Annotated in this window: 14 protein-coding genes and 2 pseudogenes; 9 read left to right on the top strand and 7 right to left on the bottom strand. The window is 65.6% G+C overall.

Annotation, left to right across the window (positions count from 1 at the left end; translation table 11 throughout):
* Positions 1-44 precede the first annotated feature (44 nt).
* A complete protein-coding gene (locus ACGGCP_RS21590) occupies positions 45-800 on the top strand; it encodes a hypothetical protein (RefSeq protein WP_392968895.1) in 756 nt (251 codons plus the stop codon).
* 179 nt (positions 801-979) lie between these two features.
* On the opposite strand, the gene ACGGCP_RS21585 is transcribed toward ACGGCP_RS21590, so the two are convergent.
* Positions 980-3,448: a hypothetical protein gene (locus ACGGCP_RS21585; RefSeq protein ID WP_392968892.1), complete on the bottom strand. Its 2,469-nt coding sequence runs from the start codon at positions 3,446-3,448 to the stop codon at positions 980-982.
* A gap of 245 nt (positions 3,449-3,693) precedes the next feature.
* On the opposite strand from ACGGCP_RS21585, the gene ACGGCP_RS21580 reads away from it, so the two are divergent.
* A complete protein-coding gene (locus tag ACGGCP_RS21580) occupies positions 3,694-5,157 on the top strand; it encodes a ParB/RepB/Spo0J family partition protein (RefSeq protein ID WP_392968889.1) in 1,464 nt (487 codons plus the stop codon).
* 127 nt (positions 5,158-5,284) lie between these two features.
* Here the strand turns inward: ACGGCP_RS21580 and ACGGCP_RS21575 are convergent, their stop codons facing one another.
* Complete coding sequence (locus ACGGCP_RS21575; protein WP_392968887.1) at positions 5,285-6,487, bottom strand: alpha/beta hydrolase fold domain-containing protein; 1,203 nt, start codon at positions 6,485-6,487, stop codon at positions 5,285-5,287.
* Between the two features lie 150 nt (positions 6,488-6,637).
* Positions 6,638-7,333, bottom strand: coding sequence for a TetR/AcrR family transcriptional regulator (locus ACGGCP_RS21570; RefSeq protein WP_392968884.1), 696 nt, complete (start codon positions 7,331-7,333; stop codon positions 6,638-6,640).
* A gap of 304 nt (positions 7,334-7,637) precedes the next feature.
* On the opposite strand from ACGGCP_RS21570, the gene ACGGCP_RS21565 reads away from it, so the two are divergent.
* The 4 genes from ACGGCP_RS21565 (at position 7,638) to ACGGCP_RS21550 (ending at position 11,132) form a co-directional block, all read left to right on the top strand.
* Positions 7,638-8,351, top strand: coding sequence for a hypothetical protein (locus tag ACGGCP_RS21565; protein WP_392968881.1), 714 nt, complete (start codon positions 7,638-7,640; stop codon positions 8,349-8,351).
* 472 nt (positions 8,352-8,823) lie between these two features.
* Positions 8,824-9,276, top strand: a complete 453-nt coding sequence (locus ACGGCP_RS21560) for a single-stranded DNA-binding protein (RefSeq protein ID WP_392968878.1) — start codon at positions 8,824-8,826, stop codon at positions 9,274-9,276.
* 76 nt (positions 9,277-9,352) lie between these two features.
* On the top strand, positions 9,353-10,312 hold the full coding sequence (locus ACGGCP_RS21555; RefSeq protein ID WP_392968875.1) for a DUF4192 domain-containing protein: 960 nt from the start codon (positions 9,353-9,355) through the stop codon (positions 10,310-10,312).
* Positions 10,313-10,397: 85 nt separating this feature from the next.
* Complete coding sequence (locus tag ACGGCP_RS21550) at positions 10,398-11,132, top strand: DUF2786 domain-containing protein (protein WP_392968872.1); 735 nt, start codon at positions 10,398-10,400, stop codon at positions 11,130-11,132.
* Between the two features lie 863 nt (positions 11,133-11,995).
* Here the strand turns inward: ACGGCP_RS21550 and ACGGCP_RS21545 are convergent.
* The gene (locus tag ACGGCP_RS21545) at positions 11,996-12,364 is read right to left on the bottom strand and encodes a hypothetical protein (protein ID WP_392968869.1); all 369 of its coding nucleotides are present in this window, start codon (positions 12,362-12,364) and stop codon (positions 11,996-11,998) included.
* Between the two features lie 311 nt (positions 12,365-12,675).
* On the opposite strand from ACGGCP_RS21545, the gene mobF reads away from it, so the two are divergent.
* Both mobF and ACGGCP_RS21535 read left to right on the top strand, forming a co-directional pair.
* Positions 12,676-17,361, top strand: coding sequence for a MobF family relaxase (mobF, locus tag ACGGCP_RS21540; protein WP_392968866.1), 4,686 nt, complete (start codon positions 12,676-12,678; stop codon positions 17,359-17,361).
* 364 nt (positions 17,362-17,725) lie between these two features.
* Positions 17,726-18,604, top strand: a complete 879-nt coding sequence (locus ACGGCP_RS21535) for a GIY-YIG nuclease family protein (protein ID WP_392968863.1) — start codon at positions 17,726-17,728, stop codon at positions 18,602-18,604.
* An 8-nt stretch (positions 18,605-18,612) separates the two neighbouring features.
* Here the strand turns inward: ACGGCP_RS21535 and ACGGCP_RS21530 are convergent.
* A pseudogene (locus tag ACGGCP_RS21530) lies at positions 18,613-19,425 on the bottom strand (DUF4928 family protein); the annotation flags it as partial.
* Between the two features lie 144 nt (positions 19,426-19,569).
* Entirely contained in the window at positions 19,570-20,784 is a 1,215-nt protein-coding gene (locus ACGGCP_RS21525) for a DNA cytosine methyltransferase (RefSeq protein ID WP_392969555.1), read from the bottom strand.
* Between the two features lie 60 nt (positions 20,785-20,844).
* Here ACGGCP_RS21525 and ACGGCP_RS21520 point away from each other — a divergent pair.
* Positions 20,845-21,300, top strand: a pseudogene (locus tag ACGGCP_RS21520) (very short patch repair endonuclease); the annotation flags it as partial.
* Between the two features lie 84 nt (positions 21,301-21,384).
* Here ACGGCP_RS21520 and ACGGCP_RS21515 read toward each other — a convergent pair.
* A complete protein-coding gene (locus ACGGCP_RS21515; protein WP_392968860.1) occupies positions 21,385-24,321 on the bottom strand; it encodes a Z1 domain-containing protein in 2,937 nt (978 codons plus the stop codon).
* Between the last annotated feature and the right edge of the window lie 7 nt (positions 24,322-24,328).

Here is a 24,328-nt window from a genome sequence, read left to right as displayed (position 1 = left end):
CTGGTCGGCCCGTTCCCGTCCCTGCTTCCTAATGGAGTATCCGCATGTCTTTCTCTCCCATCTCTGTCGGCGAGATCGTCAAGGCCAGGCCTCGGCTGCGCGCCCCGCGCAGCCCTTCCAGCGTCCGCGAGCTGGTCTGGCCCTTCCACTACCCCGCCCGTGTCACCGCACTGTTCGGCGAAGACGGCGCGCTCCTCGAATTCCTCGACTTCGACCCCCGCGGCGCCCGCGACACCGTCATCACCCCCTGGGAACGCAGTCAGGGCTACTCGCTGCGCGAACTCCACACCCTCGACTGCAACTGCGGCACTTGCGACCCCGACGATGTCCTCCACGACCCGAGGATGCGCATTGACCAGCTCGAAGCCGCGCTCGCTGCCGATGCCGACCAGGCCACCACGGCACTGCAAGATGTCGGATACGCCGGACGGCTCCTCGTCCCCCGGGCCGACGCCCTCGCCCGCGGCGACTTCCTGCTCTTCCCCCAGCAGCACGTCCACGAGGTCACCGACGCGCACGGCGACATCCGCCTGTCGCTCTGCTCCGGGAGTCTCGTCGTCGGTGCGGCCAACCGGTTCGTAGTCTTCCGACCCGAGCACCCCGCGCCGGTCTGCGACCCGAGCCGCCCCAAGTTCGACGCCGCCTACAGCAGCGGCCTCGGCAGTGAGGACACGACCGCTTTGGAGCAGGCCGCACTCGTCGGTATGGCCATGCTTGGCCTAGTCTCGATCCCCGCCGGTCCGGTGGATAACGCTGTGCACGAGGCTTCCATCCCGGCGGTCGTGCCCCACGGTGGTTGATCGCTGTCCCATCTCCGACTGCGGGAAGCGGTCATATGCTCTCCGGCAGGAAGCAATGAGCACCGCCACCGGCATGCCGGAGCCCGCCGAGCGGCCTGAACGGACTGCGCGACCTGGCCACAGAAGGCCACTTTCGACCACAGGCTCCAGCGGCCGTCATGCCCGTGTGGAAGGCTCGATCAAGTCAGGTACTCGTCTTGGACTTCTTCGGTGCCGAGCGCCGTGATGATGCGGATTCGGGGTGCAGTCCAGGCTGGCGTCATGTCTCCGACAGCGTCTTTGATCGCATCCAGACTGGAAGCCTCCCATGCCTCCCGTGAAGTAGCGAGGACAATTTCGTCCGCCTGCAGTGTGTTCGCAAGTTGTACCCGCTTGCGCGCGGCTTCGCGCCTGGCTCCGCTCTTCGAGCCCAAGTTGTTGGAGCTCTTCGCTTCAGCAACCAGGACTCGACGGTCGCTCAGTGCAATGAGGTCGGCCTCAGCGATGGGCTTCTCCCCCTGGAGGAGTTCCATCTCTGGGGCATCGGTGTAGGTGGACGACTTCTGCCGGAGATGGTGGGAGAGAAGGACAGGGACTTCGCCGTTTTCATTGAGGAAGTCTCGGACTATGGGGTGGAGGTCATAGAACCATGTCGGCTCGATCCCGTCCCTATTCCAGCTTGAAGCGGTGAGTGGATTCGATCCGTCGCAGCGCACGCATCGATTGACCTGCGCGAGCCGGCCAACCGGAATGAACGCGACACGGCGGCAATGTTCGCAACCGAGAACGAGACCGCGTATCAGGATGCCGAGCGTAAGAAGGGCGTCAACCTCATCTCGCAGGGCCTCGGGCTCGCCGCCATGGAACTTCGCGATTCCCTTAAAACGCAGGAAACCCTCCTTTGGCTGGCTTGTCGACCCGCCTGAGGCGAGAACGACGCCTTCGCCGTCTGGGTAGCCAGTTATGGACATCTTCGCTGGCGTGTTGAATGCCTTCAGCGCCTTCAGCATCGGGCCAGCCATCGTCGATGCTACGGCTTCGGACGATCCCCAGAGTCGTGCCAGACTCATGAAACGCGATCCAGCCGTCGAGTAAGCCATAGACATTCCGAACGACTTTGCGGCAAGATCGGCCCATGTCGCGAGGCTCGGCCTGCGAAGCCTTGGGTTGGCAAGTTTCGATGCCCTGGACCAGCCTGCCTGGATGAAATCCCATCTCCGAGACTCGAAGGAGATGCCATCGCGGCCGCTTCGCACCCACGTGAGATAACGATGCTCGTCGCTGGCGAGCAGATCGTGGCCGTCGACTCCCCTGCCTGCGGGCACCGTGTGAGGGACGAAGGAGACGTCGACCTGCCACTGGAGCGCGTCGCAGCCGACCAGTGCTGGATGGGCGATGTCCGGGTATCGTTGCCCCGCAATCATCTCGATGCTGTCTCGATCGCTGCGGTGGACGCCAACGGGGAACTCGATGTCGAACTGCTCAGCTACGGCCCAGCGCATGGCCGAATCAGGATCCGCAATCACGGGTCGTACATTGATTGCGTCATTATGTCTCTGGGCCAGGTCTTGTTGGCGTTCAGGAACCATCGCGTTGAGCGCTGAGTTTCGAAGGTATTCTGCCATCCCCTCCAGGCTCTCGTCGGATTCTGAGAGAGAGGAGATCGAAAGCGCGTTTCGTTCACGAGCCAACTTGGAGATAAGCACGTGGAGATGGTGAAACCCAGCCCGTACGGACTCCTGGTCCCACACAGCTCGCGGCATCCATACGGATCCGCCGTACAGGCGCTCGGCAATGTGTGCCAAAGCGAAGTCATCAGCAGTGTCACCGAGAACTAGGTTCGCGGTTCTTCGGATTATTCCTGATTTACCAACTTGAACGAGCCCGTTCAACGTTTTTGAAAATACGAGCGGAAACTCTGTATCGCTACTTGCCGCACTAATCTTTTCATAATCCCAGGTTGCCATCTCCTGCACAATCGGCGCGAGCCGGTCAACCTTTCGATAGTCGTTCCCGAGTAGCCAGTTCCAGAGCTGACGTGTCTGATCCTCATCAAGCTCGGGCTCGGCCCCTGCTACCGGTCGCCGCGAAGCACCGCATCGAGCGGCGAACGCGACTCCGAGGGCACCACCCCAGTCCCCAGGCGCAGATATGTGAACCTCACCCCAGTCGGGACTACTAGTGGCATCCTCCACTGCCGTGAATCGTTGCCATGAATTCGAAGCAGAGATGTAGCGAACATCATCATCCCATCCTCCATCCCTGTCCCTACGCCGATGTGACCAGCATATGTTAGTGACCACCTTCCGTGCAATTTCACCAGCCGCATCCGGCAACGATTGATCACCGATCATCTCGAGGTATTGCTGTCGCTCCGTTTCCTCCTCAGGAAGCGGGATCGATCCTGGCTCAATCTGGTCGAGGTCAGCAAAGGTTTTTTCAAGCGCAACGACATAGTCGGGGTCATATGCGCGAATCAGCGGAAGAAGCCCGGATCGCACCTCTCCATTGTGATGCGGGATGACGACGAAGCCTTGCCCACCCCACATCCGCGTAGCGCAATGCAGAGCCATTCTCGCCCAGTAATGCCAGTGCTCACCCCCATCGAAGATGATGACGGCGCGAGGGGGTCGCAAAGCAACCCGGACCGGGACGTTGTCGAACTGCATTTCAAGCTCCACTCGACGAAGGGATTCTGCAAAGGCTACCTTCCGTCGCGCCATTTCGCCGTTCGTAAAGCACAGGCTCCCCCTACCGTCCCGCTCCAGCGGGACGCAGTCCCACGGGGTTTACCTGGTTTCGCGGCGGCGCTTGCTGGGCCGGCCCAAGGGTAGCCGCTTCGCGGCTGGGGACCGGGCCCTCAGCAAGCGCCGCCGACCCGATCGGGAAGGCGGCCGAACCGAAGGAGACTTCCGTGGAACTCATACAGATCCCGCCCGCGCAGCTCGCCCCGCACGAGAACAACGCGCACACCGAACTACGCGACATCGAATCGCTCGCGCAGACCGTGGCGAACTACGGCATCATCCAGCCGCTCGTCGTCCTCCCCGCCGACGAGGAAGGGCGCCACACGATCGTGGCCGGTCACCGCCGACACGCCGCCGCCACCCAGGTCGGCCTGGAGACGGTGCCGTGCGTGGTCGTCGACGACCCCGGCGCGGCCGACCAGGTCGTGACGATGCTGATCGAGAACCTGCACCGCGACGGCCTGACCCTCGCCGAGGAGGCACGCGCCTACGAGCAGCTGGCGCTCATGGACTGGGAGCCCGAGCGCATCGCCCAGGCCGCCGGCCGCGACATCGAACGCGTCCAGCAGTCTCTGACCCTGCGGGGACTCCCCGAGCACATCCAGGAAGCCGCGAACGCCGGAAGCGTCGACCTGGTCTCGGCCGCCGCGCTCACCGAGTTCGCGCATGACCCCAAAGCGATCGAGCGGATCATGAAGAAGGGCGGCGGGCATTGGGGCTACCAGCACGCGATCGCGGACGAGCGCGCACGCCAGAAGGCCAAGGACGCACTCGACCGGCTCAAGGCAGGACTCGTGCTCGACGGCGTCAAACTCACTACCCGGCCCCAGTTCGTGCAGGAAGGCGGGAAGGCCCTCCTCATCGAACAGCTCGTCGACGCCGCCGGCGACCCGGTCGACCTCGATGAGGTCAAGACGAAGCCGGGGTTCGCGGCCTACATCAACCGCGACTACACGCCCAAGCCGGTCTTCTACTGCCCCGACCCCGCCGCAGTCGGCCTGCGTCCCGCGCCGAACACGTATGCGGCGCAAAGGATCGAGCGGGAAGCGCTCGAAGCCGAGGCTGCGGTCCGCCGTGCGGCCTGGGAGACCGCCACGACCGTCCGCCGGGACTTCCTGCTCGCGCACTTCGCGAACGTCAAAGGCGCCAAGCGCCTATTCCGGCCCGCCCTGCGCAAGCTTGCCGCTGCCCGGGTGAACATGCCGTTCAACACGCTCCGCGAGTTCGCCGATGCCCTCACCGGCTGCCCTATCGATGACCTGCCCGAAAACGCGAGCGTCGACCGGCTCTCCCGCGCAGCCGTCGCCCGCTGGCTGGCCTACAACGAGGAGAACCTGAAGGAAGCCGCGTTCGGCCGCTGGGGCGACTTCGAAGAGGCGATGGCCTACCTCGACCTGCTCACCGGCCAAGGATACGAACTCGCCGAGATCGAGACCCAGCTGCACCAGTCGATCACCGACAGCCTCGCCGAGGAGGACGCCGAGTCAGAAGCCGACGAGGACGAGGAAGACGAAGAGGAAATCGAGGACGACCCAAAGGCAGGGACCGACGTGGACGATGAGGTCCATGTCGATCTCCAACAGGAGCACTCAGCCGAATCTGAGCCCACCGAGGCGCTTACAGCCGCCTAGCGGACCCGGGGCCGGTTTCGCGACCTTCGGCACCGGTCCCGGCGAGTACACCGACAGGCTCAGGCCGCGCAACGATGAGGGCGGCACCGCGATGCGGTGCCGCCCTTGATGTTTCAAGCAGTATGCCTTATCCGGCGTGCGCTTCGAGGAACGCGGCCACCGCGGGACGCAGCGCCTGCGAGGCCCACCCGCCCCATTGGCCCGTGAACCCGTGGTGCGCCCAAGGCAGGTCCAGCTCGGTGACCGGAACGCCTGCGCCGGTGAGCGCGTCGGCCAGAGCGCGGCCCTGCGCCATGGGGACGAGCCGGTCCGCCTCGGCTTGCACGATCATCGTCGGCGGCAGGCCGCTCCCGGCGTGCGTCAGCGGCGAAGCGGTCTCGTAGCGGCCCGGCTCGTCCTCCAGGGTCGCGCCGAGGAAGTCGGTGAGGTAGCCGTCGGCGCTGGCGGGCATGTCGGAATCGGCTTCGAGCGTGGTGAGGTCGGTCGGAGCGAACCAGGTCATCACCGAGGTGACCGGTGCTTCTTCGGCCTCGCAGGACGGAGCGAACTCGGGGTCGCCTACGGTGTAGGCGGCCATCATCGCGAGGTGCCCGCCCGCGGAGTCGCCGACGAGGTTGACCGACGCGGGGTCGGCGCCGTGCGCCGCGGCGTGGTCGCGGACCCAGCCGATCGCGCATTTCACGTCGCCCACGGCGTCCTGCCAGCGCGGCGGCGGCGCGAGCCGGTAGTCGATGGAGTAGACGGCGTAGCCCTGGTCGGCGATCCAGCGCTGCCACGGCGCGCTCTCGTCGCGGGACCCGCCGGACCAGCCGCCGCCGTGCACGTAGACCACGGTCGGGACGGGGTCCTCGGCGTCCTCGGGCAGGTAGACGTCGACCTTGAGCGCTTCGCCGTCGACGGTCGCGTAGGTCTCGGTGGCATCGGGTGCCGTGGTCGGCGCGGCGTCGAAGGACGCGGCCAGCGAGACGTCCGCGACGCGGGACGTTGCGGCCCAGGGCATCACGACCATGAGTGCGGCGGCCGCCGCGGTGAGCGCTCCGGCGGCCGCGAGCGCCTTCCGCCGCTTCCAGGTGAGCGCCGCGGTCGCGATGCCGATGAGCCCGAATGCGATGAGCACCGCGGTCATCCATGGGACCAGCATCGCGGTGACGCTCACGGCGTCCTCGGCGGGCCCGAGCGGTACGGGCGCGGCGAAGTACGCGAATCCCAAGAGGACGGTGAGCGCGGCGACGGTCCAGGCGATGACGCGCCCGGTCCCGGCGAGGAGCCGCGCGGCGAGCGGGTGCCGTTGCGGCGCATCGATGGTCGCGGTCGTTTCGCGAGCGTTCATGGGGTCCTCCTCAATTCGCGCGCACAGTGTGCGCGTCATGCGAACACTGTACCCATGAAGGTGGGAGATGCGCAAGGAGGGGTCCCGAATGCGAACCGGCGCAGAGAAAAAGAGCGGCGCCGAGGCGCCGCCCGAGATGGATGCGGCAGGTCAACCCTTGCGCTGCAACCGGGCCTCCAGTCCGTCAAGGATGAGGTCGAGCCCGAACGCGAAGCTGTCGTCGCGGTAGACGGCCGGGTCGTCGTACTCCTGCGCGGCGGGGGTCTCGTTCAGGTGCGCCTGGACCTCCTGCAGGCTCTCGACGAGCTCGCGCTCGCTCTTGCCGCTGCGCGCCACCATCGCGAGCCACGCGGACTCGCTCGTGACGGTGCCGACCACGAAGGCCACGATCGCGCTCATCGCCCGATCGGCCTCGCCCGCATCGAAACCGGCCGCCGTGAGCAGGTCGGTCATCCGGCTCGACGCCCGCGCGAGGTTCGGCCCCAGGTACGACAGCCCGACCTGCCCGAGTACGCCGGCCACCCACGGGTGGCGCAGCGCCATGGCGCGCAGGCTCCCCGCCGCCTCGGCGGCGTCCTCCCGCCAGCGCCCGGACGGGTCCCGGACGTCGACCTCCGCGTACACCTCGTCGACGACGAGTTCCACGAGTTCGTCCTTGTTCGCCACATGGCGGTACAGCGAGGTCGCGCCCGCGTCGAGCCGCTTGCCGAGGGAGCGCATGCTCAACGCCGCCAAGCCCTCCGCGTCCAGGAGTTCCAGCGCGGCCGCGACGATCCGCTCCCGGCTCAACCCCTGCGGCCGCCCGGCCTCGCGGACCCACACCGACGGAATCGACGACTCGGCCATGGCACCTCCCTGAGTAGGCCACAGGATAGCGCACACCGTTCGCTCGGCCGCTTCAGCCGGTCACGAGACGGGCACTGTGGACGGTCAGTCTTGGCAGGCGTCGGCCAGCGCGCCGAGGAGTTCAGCGGCGGTCACCGCGTCGATCGCCTTGCCCGGATCCGGAAAGTCCGTGGAGCGACAAGCGCACGCCCATCTGGGTCAGGGCAGAGCTTTCAGATTGCGCCACAACAAGTGTGACAATCCGCTCGCAGAGCACTAGGCTCCAGCAATTGAAACGGGTGTTCGAGAGAGGCTGGGAATTATCGTGGCGCGGACGGCAGCGAGAGCGACGCCCGCCGAACTGGCGGAGTCGCTGGGGATGCGCCTCGGTTCGGAACTGCGAGCCGGTGCACTGCCCGTAGTGACGGGCATCCCGCCACGGCGCCCGGTGTACCCGGTTCTCCAAGCACTCCAGCCGCTGCTGCCTTCCGGCGGTCTCGCCGGTCAGATCGGCGTCGACGTGAACCACCGGGGTGCGACGAGCCTGCTGTGCTCTCTGGTCGCGGCGGCGACGACGGCGGGGCTGTGGTGCGCGGTCCTCGATCGGCCGAGGCTGTACCCGCTCGCAGCCGTTGCAGCCGGCGTCCGCTTGGACCGGCTCGCTCTCGTTGATGTCCCCGACATCGAGAGCCGATTGGACGCGCTCGGCATCCTCTGCGAAGGCATCCCGGTCGTGATCGCCTCGACGCGAGGGTTCACGCCCCGGCAGCTCCAACGCGCTTCAGCCAGGGCCGCACGGTCGGGTACCGCCGTGATCTGGCTTGAGCAACAGCCGGTGCCGCGACTCGACGCCAGGATCGCCGTCACCGCATGCACATGGACGGGACTCCGACCGAACCTCGGGCGGCTGTGGGGCGCCGGTCGACTGGGGACATGCCGCCTGCGAGTGACCTCGACCTGGAGGGGCGGCCAGCGAGCGATCGCCGAACTCTGGCCGTACGGACGCGGCTCATCGATGGAGTCCGACACGCGCTTCTAGAGCACTGGTGTTCTCCGCTCCGCCGGGCGCACAGGCTTTCTTGCCGCGACGGACTTGTCACCTCCCCACAGCGACAGCGCGCTGCTGTAGGTGCGGCGCTTCCCGAGCTAGCCCAGGGCCACCGGGGACGAGGCCCGTGGTGCGCGTGCGACCAGCCTCAATTCGGAGCCGGCCCAGGTGCTCCTTGTCGTGCGCCTGACGCGGCCGATGCGTCTGCCCGGGTGTGCAGCTGTGGTGTGAGCACGCTACCCGACGGCCGCGAGCGCACCGCTCCTCCTTCGTCGTCGCTCGCAAGGGCACCGGCGCACTTTCTTCGCCGGGCCGCTCCTTCGTCGCTGCGAACAAAGTGCTGGGCGCCCTTGACGTCCCTCGCTTCCCCGCCGGGCTTAACGCGGTCTCACCACAGCGGCACACCACCCGGGGCAGGACCCCGGCCACCACGTCAGCCGGCATCCGACAAGGAGTCAATCCGATGGACCTCACCTGCATCATCGAAGGCCAGATCATCAAGCACGACCCCAAGAGCTTCGAAACCTCCGGCGGCAGCAAGGGCGTCCGCTTCGAGATCGCCCGCAAGCCCCGCTACCGCGACACCTCCGGCAAGTGGGTCGACGGCAAGACCGAGTTCTACGACATCGCCTGCTGGGGCGCCCTGGCCGACAACGTCCTCGCCAGCTTCAAACGCTACGACACCGTCATCGTCACCGCCTCCGGCCTCTACCCCTACGAGTCGGGCGGGTTCGCGCACCTCAAGGTCACCGCCTCCAACGTCGCCGCCTCACTCCGGTTCACCACCGTCACCCCCGCCCGCAAGGACCGCGTCGAGAACGCCGCCGTCCGCACCCCCGACGGCGAAGACCTCCCCGTCCGCACCGAAGACCCCTGGGCCACCGCCACCCCGGCCCGCGTCCCGGCCGCCGCCTAAACCCTCCCAGCGGGGCGGCCGAGAGGCCGCCCCGCGCCGCTCTCCAACAACCTTCTCGACTACTCGGAGATGTGCCATGAACGCTCCCGCTCAACTCAAGCTCAACGGCCCCGCCGACCTGCTCTCGGCCGTCCCCTACCTCCTCGGGTTCACCCCCGAACACTCCCTGGTCGTCGTCGCTCTCAAACGCGGCGAACTCCAGTGCACCTTCCGCGTCGACCTGCCCGGCAGCGTCGACCACCTCGACCACCTGCCCTCCCTTACCAAGCAGCTTGAGAACAACGACGCCGACACCGTCGTACTGATCGCCTACGGCGAGGACGCGATCGCCACCGCGGCCGTGCAGCGGGCCGCCATGGAACTCGACCTCCGCGATATCACCATCTTCGACCAGCTCCGCGTCACCGACGGCCGCTACTACAACCTCGGCTGCACCGGCCCCTGCTGCCCGACCGAAGGACAACCGTTGACCGACAACTCCGCCATCGGCACCGAACTCATCGCCTCCGGGGCGGTCAGACGAACCGACCGCAACGCGATCACCGAACTGTTCGCTCCCGCGCCCGCCGAGCAGCGCGCCGCCGTCACCCGCGCCATCGACGACGCCCTCCACACCGAAGCCGACCTGGACTGGGCCGAGCAACGCCGCCACGACCTCGCCGTCATCGACCGCTGGCTCGAAGCCGACACCCTCCCCGAGCGACCGGAAGACATCGCGACGCTGGGTCTGGCGGTCAGCGACCTCGACGTCCGCGACTACACCCTCCGCAACACCGACCCCCACCGCGAAACCGCCTCGGACCTGTGGCTGTGGGTCGCCCGCCACCTCGAAGACGACTTCCTCGCTCCCGCGCTCACCATCGCCGGCTGGTGCGCCTACCGCACCGGGAACGGGGTCGTCGCGATCGAAGCGTTCACCCTCGCCCTCAAGGCCAGCCCCCACTACCGGCTCGCGCAAATGCTCATGGCCGCCGTCCAGGCCGGCATCCCGCCCCGCGCCCTCGACTCCATGAGCGCCATCTCCGCCACCGCCTGACCCAACGCGACGGAGGGCCCGCCGTTCGGCGGGCCCTCCGTCATACCCCCAGCCATTCACCAATCCGTTCAGGAAGGACAACCGCATGAGCTCCTGCAACCCCGACGCCAAGCACCTCGACCGCGTCCGCCAGCTCCTCGCCATCGCCGAAGACCCCGCCACCTCCCCCGAGGCCGCCGAGGTCCACACCGCGAAGGCGATGGAACTACTCGCCAAGTACGGCATCGACGCCGCGCTCCTAGCCGACACCGGCGAACGGCCCGACACCGTGCAGGGCCGTCAGATCGACCTGCCCGCGCCGTTCGCGCTCGACAAGGCCCACCTGTACAACGCGATCGCCCGCGCACTGCGCTGCCAGTTGATCGACATCACCGCCCCAGTGGGCCAAGGCCACCGCCGCGTCCACGTCTTCGGCTACACCGCCGACCTCGACCGCGCCGCTCTGCTCTACACCTCGCTGCTCCACCAGAGGGAGATCGCGCTCATCGCCGCGCCCGGACCACGGGGACGCGAATCGAAGGCCGCCTACAAGCGCTCGTTCTACCAGGCCTTCGCCGGCACCATCGGCCGCCGACTCCGCGAAGCCGAACACCGCGCCCGCTCCCAAGCCGCGCCCGCCACAAGCGGCAGATCGACTGACCTGGTGCTGGCTGACCGCACCCGTGCTGTCACCGCCATGTTCAACCAGTGCTACCCCACCTACCGCAACAACGGCCGCCGCCTGTCCGGGACCGGCCGCGAGGCCGGACGCGCCGCAGGGCAACGGGCCGACCTCGGGGGCGAGCGCATCGGCGCCACCCGCCGCGCCATCGGCTCCTGACCTCGAACACGAACGAGGCCCCGTCCGCAGCACGTGCTGCGGACGGGGCCTCTCACATTCTCGATGGGAGGTTCCCGTGAACGCCACCGCCCCCCGACCCGCTCGACCACCTGGCCGCCGCCGAGGACGCCTTCCAGTCCACACGAGACCAACTGCGGCAAGCCGAGGCGGAGCGGTACGCCTCGAACTGGGCCGCCCTCACCAGCGGCGCCGACCTGACCGAACTGCGCGCCGCACTCCCGGCCACGGTCACCTCAAACTCCCTGCGGGCCGCTGTCCGCCGCCACGCGAGCGGCGACACCGATACTTCCAGCCCGAACTGTTCGGAGACGCCCCGGAGCGGGACGCTGAGGCCTCAGCTGAGTTCAACGAACCCGCGACCTCCGCACCCGAAGCACCACACTTCGAATGAGCTCGTCATGCTCGCGGTACCGGTGACGGCTGAAGAGCGGGTGCCGCTTGCAATTCCATCCCCAAGTCCATGTCGGCCGTGGGCACACCGGGCGTCGCCGGACTCGCTTGGAGTGCGGTCGCTGCTTCGATACCGGTTTTGGCGTTGACCGGGGTGTGCGCGAGCCGGTAGACGAACGCGGTGTCCTGCTCGTTCCGCTTCAGCTCCTCCGGAGTGCGAATCGGACCGTAGCCTGCCCGGAAGGTCGGTCCGCGCTTCCACCGCTCGTATGAAAGGCCCGAACTTCGCGTCGGGGGTTTCCTCACGTAATGCGGTGATCACGTCGAAGATCGCGCCGAGGGCAGGGTTCTGGAAGACTCTGCCTTCCAGGTGGGGCGCTGTCTGCGGCTGCGGCGACCTCATGAACTCAGCGACGTAGCGGCTCTCGACTTCGTCGAGCACGGTGTACACCTCAGGCTCCCTCGTCCGCAGACAACGCTGTTTCTACCCGTTCCCCTTGGAGTCCGCCCGTAGTCGCGGTGCGCGGCGCCCGGGCTCCGGTCAGCGCGAGCGCGGCCCGGACTTCGGTGAGGGTCATCTCACACAGGTCCGCGATGTCCCTCTGGCTCTCGCCCATGCGCCGTAGCTTCGCGATATCGCGGGCGGCGGCGTGCTCGGCGTCGACGGCGATCGCGCGGTTGGTCGCGATGTCAATGACGGTCTCGGTGATGGCGTTCTCTCGTTCGCGAGCGGCGCGGATGCGGTCGGCCCGGCGATGCCGTGCCCGTTCGATTGCGGCTTGGCGGACGGTGCCTTTTGTGGATTGCTTCGATTCGCTCATGCCTTCGAGGTTAAACACTGGAACCGCTATTCAGCAACCACTCGGTTTCACATGATCGACAGTTCTCGACAGCCTATGACAGTGCAAGTCAACGAACGCCAGCCAATGATAGTAATTCAGTCAGTTATTGACAGTACATGCTATCTACCAGCCTATTCATCAGATCAGTAGGTTAGGATGCTGAGATCCACACACCTCTTGCACGTTTCGTGAATAAGGATTCTACGACAGGACGGAGCCCGGTTTCCGGGGCTATGTTTGACCATCGTGAATTGTCTGTCGAGTGGCCTGAGTGGGGGTGGTGTGCGTTGATGACGGTCCATAAGCTCTCGGTCGGGGACGGCTACACCTACCTCACGAAGCAGGTCGCCGGCGGCGACGTCCAGCGCGCCCCGGGCCAGTCCGCCGCGGACTACTACGGGCAGGCAGGGAACCCCGAGGGCCGCTGGCTCGGCTCAGGCCTGGCCACTCTCGACCTCGCGGCCGGGCAGACGGTGCGCGAGGACCAGATGCGCAACCTCTTCGGCTCCGGCATCCACCCCGACGCCGAACAGATCCTCGACACCTACCTGGAGCAGCATCTCAAACCGGGCGCGACGAACGTGCAACGCGACCGGGCGTTCGCAGCAGCAAAGCGCGCCGTCAAACTAGGCCAGAAGTTCCCCCAATACGAGACCCTGGAGCCGTTCAAGGACCGGGTCGCGAAGCGCCTCGACCTGATCGCATCCGAAACCGGGCGGGCGGCGACGGCCGCGGAGACCGCGGCGGTCAAGCGGGAAGAGGCGTCCCGGCAGCGGACCTCGGTGGCGGGCTATGACCTGGTGTTCTCGCCAGTGAAGTCAGTGTCGATCCTGTTCGGACTCCACCCCGACGAACACATGCGCGCCGAGGTCAAGGCCGCCCATGACGCCGCCGTGGCGTCGGTCATCGGCATGCTGGAGCAGCACGCGGCGTTCACCCGTTCCGGTGTCGGCGGCGTCGCGCAGATCGAGACCACCGGGTTGATCGCCGCGGCCTTCGATCACTTCGACTCCCGCTCCGGCGATCCCGACCTCCACACCCACCTGGCCGTCGTCAACAAGGTGCAAGGCCGGGATGGGAAGTGGCGGTCCCTGGACGGGAGCGCGCTCTACGCGCTCGGGGTCGCAGCCTCGGAGACCTACAACTCCGCGATCGAAGCCGAACTCACGAGCAGGCTCGGCGTCGCGTTCGCGGACCGTCCCGGACCCCTCCGCAACGGCCGTCCCGTACGGGAGATCGTCGGCATCGACGAGCGCATGGTGAAGCACTTCTCGGCGCGGCGCAGCGCCATCGAGCACCGCTACACCGAACTCCGCTCCCACTACCAGGCCGCTCACGGGCGCGAACCAGATGCGAAAACCGCCTACGAGCTGGCACAGCAGGCCACCCTCGAGACCCGCGGCGCAAAAGACACCGTCCGCTCCCTGGAGCGGATGCGCACGGACTGGACCGCCGACCTCACCGGCCGGTTCGGGCGAAAGTCCATCGACCAGATCGCAGCCGTCGTGGGCACCGCGCTGGAGCCGGTAGCGGCCTTGGAGACCGAGCAGGTGCGCGAACTCGCAGGCCGCGTCGTCAACACGGTCGCTGAGGAGCGGGCGACGTGGACGCGGTGGAACGTCCACGCCGAAACCATGCGCCAGCTCCGCGCCGAACACATCTTCACCAACCCCCAAGCGCAACAGGAAGCCGCCGAACAGGTCGTGGCCGCCGCGCTCGGGGACGGTGTCTCGATCCGCATCGGCATACCCACGCCCGTCGAGGTCCCGGAAGCCCTTCGCCGCTCCGACGGGGTCTCCGTCTTCGAGAAGCACGAGGGCAGCCGGTTCACCTCGCAGCAGATCCTCGACGCCGAGACGCGCCTGGTCGACGCCGCCAGCACCGCCACCGTCTACATCGCCAGCGCATCGGCCGTCCGTGAACGACTCGATGTCTTCGAGCAGCAGGCTGACCGCGCACTCGACGCCGGGCAGCGGCGCCTGGTCGAAGCCTTCGCCACCGACGACCGGCTCCTCACGGTCGGCATCGGCCCCGCCGGGTCGGGCAAGACCACCGCGATGCGCGCCTATAAAGAGGTGCTTGCCGCCGACGGACGTCGTCTGGTCGGCCTCGCGCCCTCCGCGAAGGCCGCCAAGGTTCTCGAGAACGACTTGGGCGTCCAGTGTTCGACTGTCGACATGTTCCTGTGGAAGATCAGCTCCGGCAACCACCTCTCCGGCCCCGAACTCGCCACGTCCCTCCGACAGGAAGCTGTCTCCAGTGCTGACCAGGAGGGCGCGGGCCGGGCCCGCGCTGGCGCGGATCGATCCGCCCCCCTTGGCCTTGACCTGCTCGGACTCCGGCCAGGCGATGTCCTCCTGGTCGACGAGGCCTCGATGGCCGGGACGTTGAACCTCGACCGCGTCACCGCTATCGCGAGCCTCGCGGGTGCGCAAGTGCGGTTGCTCGGGGACACGCACCAGCTCGGTGCGGTCGCCTCGGGCGGGGCACTGCGCCTCATCGCGGCGAAGGCCGGAGCAACCGAACTCGACGAACTCCACCGCTTCACCGACCCCGAGTTCGCTGAGGCGTCCCTGCTACTGCGTGTCGGGAACGGCAACGCCCTCGACTACTTCGAGCAGCGCGGGCGCCTGGTCGGTGGGACCGAGGACGCCATGACCGGCGCACTCTATGAGGCGTGGAAGGCCGACACCGCCGCCGGGAAGCGCAGCCTCATGCTCGCCAAGGAAAACAAGGTAGTCACGGCGCTGTCCGCGAGGGCCCGCGCCGACCTCGTCGCCGCAGGCGAAGTCCGCGCCAAAGGCGTGGCGCTCTATGACGGAAATGTTGCTGGTCGTGGGGACTGGGTCGTCACCCGAGAGAACGACTCCCGGCTGCGGTACTGCCGGGGCAAGGACACCGTCCGCAACGGCGAGACCTGGACCGTCATCCGCACCTACCGAGACGGGTCCATGAAGGTCAAAGCCGACGACTCTCGTGCCGTCACCACCTTGCCCGCTTGGTACGTGGAGAAGAACGTGGAGCTCGCCTACGCCTCCACCATCGCCCGATCCCAGGGCATGACCGTCGATACCGCCTACCCGCTGCTCACTCCCGGCATGGACCGCAGCGCCCTCTACGTCGCCGCGACCCGCGCCGCCGAGCTCACGAAGCTGTACTCCGTCACCCACACCCCGCTCCCCACTGCACCGGACGACCGGAACTGGCGTCCCGGCTGGGACCCCGACGCCACCGCCGCCCGCGAAATCGCCGAACAAATCCTCGCCAAAGAGCCCGACGACCAGGCCGCCACCGCGGGCATCGAGCAGGCCGCCCATAAGGCCGAATCCCTCTCCACCTTGGTGCCGCAGTACCGGTACTCGGTCGACCGGATCGCCACCGCCCATTACGCCGAGCTCATCGAACAGAAGCTCAAGCCGCTCCTCGACGCCGAGGTTTGGACCGACCTGAAGGACAACGGGCACGGCGCGCTCGCCCGCACCCTCGCGACCGCCGAAGCCAAGGGCTGGCGGGCCGAACAGCTTCTCGACCTCGCCTGCCGCCGGTCGCTCGACGACGCCCGCTCCCCTGCCGCGGTCCTGACCGCGCGGGTCCAGAAACTCACCGCCGACCACCCCGCACCCCCGCCCGGACTCCAACCCGAGGCCCGCGACGTCGCCTACTACGCCCGCCTCATCCACGACCACCACCCCCGCCTCCATCTCGACTCGGGGACCGCACTCAACCCGCCCGCCACAAAGGCTCCCGCGACGAACGCGAACCGTGTACCCGCGCAAGCGAACGCCGACCGCTACCGCACCGAGCTCGCAGAAGTCCTCGGCGAGCAGCAGGCCGCCCGCATCCGCGACGAGCGTGCCTGGCCTGCCGTGGTCGGGGCGCTCGGCCGCGCCGAAGACACCGGCCAGCACTCCATCGAAGCGCTCCGCCGCGCGGTCGCGCAACGCGAACTCGACGAGGGCCGATCCCTGAGCGAACTCCTCGCCTGGCGCCTCGACCGCCAGACCCGCCTCATCGCCCACGACCCCACCCACTCAGGCCAAGCATGGCCCGCGATCGCCTGGACCTTGAAAGCATGGGAGACCCACACCGGGTCCGACGCCGCCTACCTCGTTGACGCCCTCTCCCCCGGACGCGGCCTCGACAACCTCGCCGTCGCCATCAGTCACACCGCCACCGAGACCATCAACCGCGACAACCGATCCGAGAACCCGACTAATCTGCCCTGGCTCGACTACCCCACCCACGTCCTCACCAGCGACGCTGCCGAAGACGGACTACCGAAGTTCGCCGCGAACCTCGCCGACGCGATCAAGCAGCGCACCGACGCACTCGCCGAAACCGCCTTGACCGACCGGCCCGAATGGACCCGCGCGCTCGGCCCCGAACCCGCCGACCCCACCCAGCGCGAAGCACTCGAAGCCACCATCCGCCTCGCAGCCGCCCACCGCGACCAACATGACACGACCGACAACGACCCCGCCAACCCGCTCGGCCCCTACCCGACCACCGGCCGCGCAGGACACCAGGAATGGTGGGCCTCAGCCTCCGCCGTCCTCGCCCGCAACACCACCGACACGGCCACCCCGACCGGGCTCAGCGTCACCGTGGAACAGCACCTCGCTGGCGCCATCGCCCGCGACCTCTACAACGCCGTTCCCGAACCCGAACGCCCCGAACTCCACGCCGCGTTCGCCACCAAACTCGACTCGGCCACCGCCGCCGCGCTCGAGCGCGGCCCCGCGACCATCGCCAGCGACCCGGCCAACGCGAAGGCACTCCTCATCGCCCTCGCCGAAACCGGCCACCTCACCCCGCAAACCGCCGCCGACCTCGCCATCACCAAACTGCACCTCGACGAGAACCGCATACCAGCAGTGCGAGAGAACTCCTCTGGTGGGCTGGAGACCGAGCTGCCTGAGATCGGACAGCCCTCAAACTCAATGGCAAGCCGAATCTCCGGCCCCCGACTTGTCTAAGCGCTGTCCCGGAAGCAGCGTCACGAGAGGTGAAGACTTGCCTTGTTCCTGGGCGAGGCCCAGGACCCGAACCTTTGAGCGTAGAGGTGACTCCATGGGGGCAAGGAAACTCACGGCCGACCCATCGTATGTAGTATCAAACCCACTGCCGGAGTTGAACTCTTGTTAGGCTATGGTCCATCTTGGCTTAGCTTGACGATACGAATATCATGTAAAGCAAGAGGATTGGCCTCCCCACGATCAGCAAAGCTAGTAGTTCAAACGCGAGTTTGATCCCGACGTCTACGCAGCGCGACGTTCGACCCGGTCCAGACCTGGGGGCCACAGGAGCCCCAGACGCCTAACTTCCACAGGAGCGAAGGCCATGCCAAAGCCCGCGGTGAACTCACTGCCTGCCCCCGATGTCCAGTCTTTTCGGTTGAGGCTGGACGAGGTTCTCGATTTCGAGGACGACCAGGGCAACGTCTGGGCCAACGCCAAGTGGGGGGTCTATGCTTTCTACGACTATGATGGGGAACCCATCTACGTTGGCCAGACGAATGAGCAACTTCGAGTCCGAGTGCGGCGGCATCTGACCAATCAGCGGACCGACGCGGTCGCCATGCGAATCTTGGACCCCTTCGAAGTCGCTGAGATCGAGCTATGGCCGTTGTGGGAATACGAGAGCATCGGCACCAAGGGCCCTCTCGGAGCAGCAGCGAAGGCACAGCTCAACGCCCTTGAGCACAGCGTGTATCACTGGGCTATCGATGAGAGCAAATTCGGTGCGATCCTCAACGAGAAGATTCCGCCAGTCAGTCCTCTGATCGAGCTGCCTGCCTCTATGAGGGCGAGCCTACTCACCGATGCGGTGCGGGCTGAGCGTGAACATCCCGACATCCGCATCGCTCGTCGCGCCGACACGCTCGCCCGCCTCTCCGCCGTCGCACGCGAACGCGGAATCGTCACCCCTGGTCTCCGCAGAGTGATTGTCGTGCAAGCCATGCGATTGGCATACCTCGCCGGGGCACGGTTGGCTTTCGCCGAGGGTCGTCCCGCCCCGGACCCGAGGGTCATCCAATCAGGGCCCCTATTCGGCGACGTCACCGAGGAGACAGAGAATGGCAGCGAGGATGCATTAGCGCCGAACAACAGGCGAACGATCCGTCGATGGCTTCGTCCACAATCGTGTGGTAACAGGTTCTTCGGGATTTCGATCATCAGCGAAGGATCGGTCTCAACTGAACTGACCCGTCGATTATAGGTCTCCAATAGTCGCTTCAGCTCTTTGCGAATCCCCTCCGAGCTGAACTGGGCAATCTCCTCAACGTTGGTTCCCACGAAATCCTCGATCGACTGGACTGCCACCTTCGCTCTCAATCCTGCTAGGTCCGCAATCTGGGTAGCCGCCTGGACCATGTTCTTTGGCACAAGGACTCTAGGCCGATATCCGTCATCGAGGTTGCGCGCGCATCGCTCGGAAAATAGTGCCTCACTCGGGCTCATGGTCACATGGATGCCGGTGTCGCCAACCTGAAAATCCCCGGCTCGCCCCGTCGGATCATCGGCCGTTGTATAACTCTCGTTTGCGATCTCGATCTCTGGGAAACGGAGCTCCAGTTTTGCGCCGACTAGATGCTGCGCGACAGCTCCAGATCTATTGCCCTCCCTGGCGCGTCCGGCATCGAGAAGCGCCGAAACCACAGTAGACAAAGGGGACCTGTAATCAAACTCGACCTTGAGACGCTGCTTGTCCAAGAAGTCCGACCGAATCTTGTCTACGAACCATCCTTGCAGCACGTTGGCAACAGAAATCCGGTCCTGATCACAAAGCGTGGGGGTACCGTTCGGCGCCATCATCTCTTCGTTAAGGAGATCCGCCAGACTCGCCAGCAACGGCACTGTCTTCCTCGTTGTCCGGCCAGCCTCAGAGCGGAAGCGTCTATCCTCGCCGAATGCAGCGAGGATCTTCTTCATTCTCGTTCCAGTCGCAAACCGTACCTGATTGCCTTCGGTCAGGTAGACGGCCTCCGTAAGCGGAAGCGTTGCACGAAGATGCTCAGCAACGAAGACACCAGCAGACATGACGTTGGTGTTCATCTCGCCTTTGGGTTTTCGCTGAGCTTCATACCATGCGTCAACTTTGGGCCGCAACCGAACTAGCATGGCCGCCGCAGCAGGAGAGAGGGCTGGAGATGTGTCCGCGATCATGGATCCTTCCAGAAGCGCTCAAAGGGTTCGATTTGCGGCTATTTCCGCTATAGGACGGAGATATTCCTTGCCCAACCACTCGACGACTGGAACGCACACCGCGTCCCCGAAACCGAACAGCGCCTGGTTCTTACGCGCGTCGCTCAGTTCGTATTCGCCGGCGCCCATCAACCGCGCGTACTCGAGTGGAGTGAGCCAGCGAGCTCGAAGCGTCCGCCCTCGCTGAATCCGAACGACCGCCTGCTTGGAGGATCCTCCACGAGCCGTCCGCAGGCAGCCTGCGATGTCATCAGCGCGAACCTCCCAAGCGGGAACACCATTGCGGGTCCGACGATAGGCAGTCCGGTAGATCGGCTCATCGGCCGTCTTCCTGAGTTCATCGAGACGATCCTTCTGGACCTTCGACAGCTCCTTGGTGAACGCGGACATCCGCTTGGCGTCCCACCAACGGTCGTCCTTGGTGTCGAGATCCTCGACGAGGCCGCTGAATCCGGCTTCGAGCGGGTTTCGCAGGGGTGGGAGGTCGAAGTGATGGGTTTCGAGGTCATCGTCTGCGAAGAACTTGTCGAGCCAAGCTGGTCGCAGGCTCGAAGCTGTCTCTTGTACGAGTCCGGGTCCCGAGCTTGTCGATCTCAGCGGAAGCCCTGCCGCTGTGGCCTCCCGCACCAAATCCTGCTGTACCGCGACGACGAACAAGCGCGGCCTTGACTGTGGAACGAAGCGTCTGGCATCGATGGTCATGACGTCGACTGAGTAGTCAAGCTGGTTCAGGGTGGAGATGGCGACCTTCAGATCTTCACCCTTGTGGCTGGTAGCGAAGCCGTTGACGTTCTCCAGGGCGACGACGGCAGGGCGGGTGTCGAGCTCTTTGAGAATCCGAGTCAGCTGCCAGAACGTGCCCGAGTGTTTCCCCGCCAGTCCGCTGCGTTTGCCCGCCAGAGACAGGTCAGTGCAGGGGAAGGACGCCCATGCCAGCGACAGTCGTTCCGGCAGCTCGCTGCCCTTGACCTCAGCAATGTCCTCCAGTCGGTATTCGGCTTTCGCCGATTCACCGAACTGGCTGACGTACATCTCCTGTTTTGCCTGTTCGATGTCGTTCGCCCAGGTCACTCGGAACCCCGCACTTTCAAGCCCAAGCCGCGCCAGTCCGATCCCCGCGAAGAATTCGGCTACCTCTAGAACCTGCTCATCGGGGGCAGGATCCGTATCGTCTGCGACGGTGGGCTCGCTCAGGACATCTGTCACAGAAGCGATCGTAGAGCGTCGGAAGTTCTCGGTCGACATGTCGCCCCCATGATTCTCGACTCCGCCGTTTTCGCAACGGTACTGTCCGGCGCCGACAGCCTGGTCCGCATCATGGCCGTGCCGTGGGATCGGTATCGTCGAAACATGGGTCGTTCGGAGGGATCGTGGGCGTCGAACGACGCCGTCCGCGCCAGCATGCGTGCCAACCGCAGTCGCGATACGAAACCGGAGATGCGGCTCAGAAGAGCCGCACACGCGCTGGGGCTTCGGTACAGGGTGGCGTATCGCCCGATACCCGGCTTCCGTCGAACCGCGGATCTCGTCTTCACACGCGCGAAGGTCGCAGTGTTCGTGGACGGATGTTTCTGGCATGGCTGTCCGCAACACCACACCAAAGCCGCCGCCAACGCCGACTACTGGAGCGAGAAGGTCCGGCGCAACCGCGAGCGGGATCTAGAGACGACCGCGCGACTGGAGTCTGAAGGCTGGGTAGTGCTGCGGTTCTGGGAGCACGAGGACCTGGCCGCGGCAGCGGCACAGGTCGCGGAACTCGTTCGAGCACGGAGCGCAGACCCAAAGCGGGCCAGATCAGTCGTCGCCGGGGGCGTCGACGATCGCGGAGCCTCCTGCGTGACGGGTCCTGAACCGAACCTCGGGCCGGCCGCTGTTCACACCAATCGGAGGGACAACCGCCAGCCCGATGACGAGCTTCGCAGGATCGACCGCACCCGTGCCCGAGAGCAGGAGTCGCTCTGAAGGCTTCTCCGCAACCATTGGGTAGGCGATCATCACGCCTCGGCGGGGTCCGATCTTCAGGGAGCCGTCGAAGTTCACCCCATCGCGAGCGTTTCTTACCAAGTCTTCCGCTATGACACGGTCATTTTGTGTGGCAACCGAACCTCGGACTCCGAGCTTGCCCAAGCCGGACCGCACGCTCAAGCTGAACAGTCCGTAGGAGCCGATTTCGAAACCGCCGGAGACGCTCCGGTTGAGCTGAGGAAACAGGACCATCCAGTCCTGGATCGGACCGTCGGGCCCGCCGTGTTCCTTCAAGTCACGAAGGTGCGGGGCGACCTGTTTGCCTCCGTCTTCCCACGCCAGTCGCTCCAGGAGGTCCGTGAGCATCCGGTGCTCGATCACCCCGGTCTTCATAGTCGCAGTCCGCCCAGAGGGAGTCTTGATCTCGACCGGCTCGGCTCCGATCAATTCCAGGACTGGAGCCCAAAGCTCGATGTTCGCGGCTCTCGACGCGGAATCGGTGGGATACATCTTGAACTCGACGGCCTTGCCGGGCGCGGACATGGAGACGAGTTCGGCGTTGTACATCTTGTTCGACGCCGTGGGCTTCAGCCAAGGAAGTTGCTGACGAACAAGCGGCGGGACCTCGGCAGGAGTCACCTGGGGACGTCCGTCGATCAAATAACCGAACCGCCGGAGCTGCTCGCGGAAGTCCTCTTCGTCGAGGCACGCGGCCTTGAATGCCTCGTGGAGGTCGACCGAGTCCCGCCCTCTGACTTCATCGCGGCCTATGTACAGCCGAACGAGGTCGGCGTATCCAGGCCGGTAGCCGAACCATCGGCCCATCTGCATGAGGGTGTCGGCTTGGCTTGTGGTTCGTCGGTAATACGAGATCGTCAAGCCCTCGACTGTGAATCCGCGGGAGAGTTTCGTCCCCCCGACGATGATCTTCCAGACGTGTTCGGATCGATCGAAGTCGACGTCTTCGTAGTCTTTGTCCTTGCTTCCGTTAACGACCCGGACCGGGCGATCTTCTGTGATCCGTCGACGAGCCTCGCCGATGCACTCTCGCAGGTCGGCGAAATCGGACGGCAAGGGCAGCTCGGCAGCCCTGACGGCGCTGACTTCGGCGAAGTCACGCAAGTAAAGGTCTTCCAGCCGGGCCATGCCCTGTCGGGTCAGCGGGGCCGATTCATGCCACATCGCTTCGATCCTGCGCGCTAGCGCCTCATGCTCGACGACTCGCACCGAGTCGTGGACGAGCATGGTGTGATGCCGGAAGCGGTCTTCAGGGAATCCGTGACGCGCACGGTACAGTTTCAGCGCTCCAGTAATAAGAAAGGCATCGATGGCTTCCTGCAGACGGTCGTCGTGGTCCCCCCAGATGTCACGGATGTACGCCTTCTCGTTCGAATCAGCATAGGTCCGTTCGTTGTCGACGGCGGAATCGTGGAGGTCGTAGAACTGCGCCGCACCCATGTAACCGGATGGTGTTGGCAACGAGAGCACGTAATCGCCGGGGAAGACGTCCTCGCTGTCTTCCGGGTCGATGAACACGTTGGCGAAGGGAGTCGCTGTGTACCCGATGTATTGCGCTCGGGGCATCATGCGCAGCAGTTGCGCGATGTGTCCGTTGATCGCGGTGCGGTCTTTCTGATCTTCCTTCCACTTCTTGGGGTTGCTCGTGTTGACCGAAGCTTGATCGGACTCGTCGTCGATGATGAGCACAGGCAGGTCAGCAAGCAGAGACTTCACCTGTTTGAGATCGGTCACCAGCCGCTTGAGGACGGTGGAGTTCTTCTTCACGATCGCAATTCGGGCCGCCGAGCTGTGGAGGTTGACCGGCTCGTACAGTGGCGCTCGCTTCTCACGCTTGTCGTACTGAAGCGCCTGGATGCCTCCCTGAAGGCTCTGGTAGTCCTTCTCGCGTGTGGTGAGACGCGCGATGTTGAACGCGCCCAGGCGCTCCGGTCGGTCCCCGAACTTGATGAAACGGCGCCATTCATGGTCGTCTAGCACGTAGTCGACGCCGATGCAGTCTTCGAAGATCTCAGGGTCTCTGTCCAGCAGGATGTTCTCCTGGCCGATCAACTCCTTGTCGAGGCGACGCTGGGTCTGGCCGCGTAGCAGATTGAGGGTGCCGCTGAGCACGATCACCAGCCTGTAGCCGGCGTCGATTCCCCGGGCGATGACTCCGGTGAAATTGGCGGTCTTGCCCGACTGCACGTGTCCGACGACAAGGCCCTTCGTCTGGCGCGGCTCGGCTTGCTCCGGATCGGCCAGCCGCTCAACGACCATGCGGGTGGAGTTGTTCAGGTCCGCGATCGCGCGCTCGTCGAAGCCCTTGTCGTCCAGATACTGCTTGTACCTCGGCCAATAGAAACGCCCGTTGGCGTGGTCGTCGGTGTACCACGGGGTGAAGTCTGTGACGGCGATCAAGGTACCGTCGTCCTGGGCGTACAGCGGGACTGCGGCGTCCAACGCACTGCGAAGATCTTCACCGATCTTGAGGCGGGCATATACGGCTTCGCGTCGTCCTGATGTGCATTTGGCGGTGCCGTCTGCCCATTCAGGCGACTCCTCGATGTCCCAGGCTGCTAGTTTGCGCGCCCACCGGTCCAATAGCGCTGAGTCACCGGCTTGGACCCGAGAGAGGATCGCACGCTCATCGAAACCCTGCCCGAGCTCATCGACCTCGAGAACTGCCTGAACCATGTGCCTGAGGCTTCGGGGCGTCGACATGTCCTGCAGCGCGGTTGCGTATGCCTTGTCGAGTTCGTCGTTCACAGCTACT

The organism is Glycomyces sp. NPDC048151 (genome assembly GCF_043202775.1).
Classification (GTDB): Bacteria; Actinomycetota; Actinomycetes; order Mycobacteriales; family Micromonosporaceae; genus Glycomyces.
Note: the sequence above shows the minus strand (reverse complement) of the source record. Positions and strands in the feature narration are given on the sequence as shown.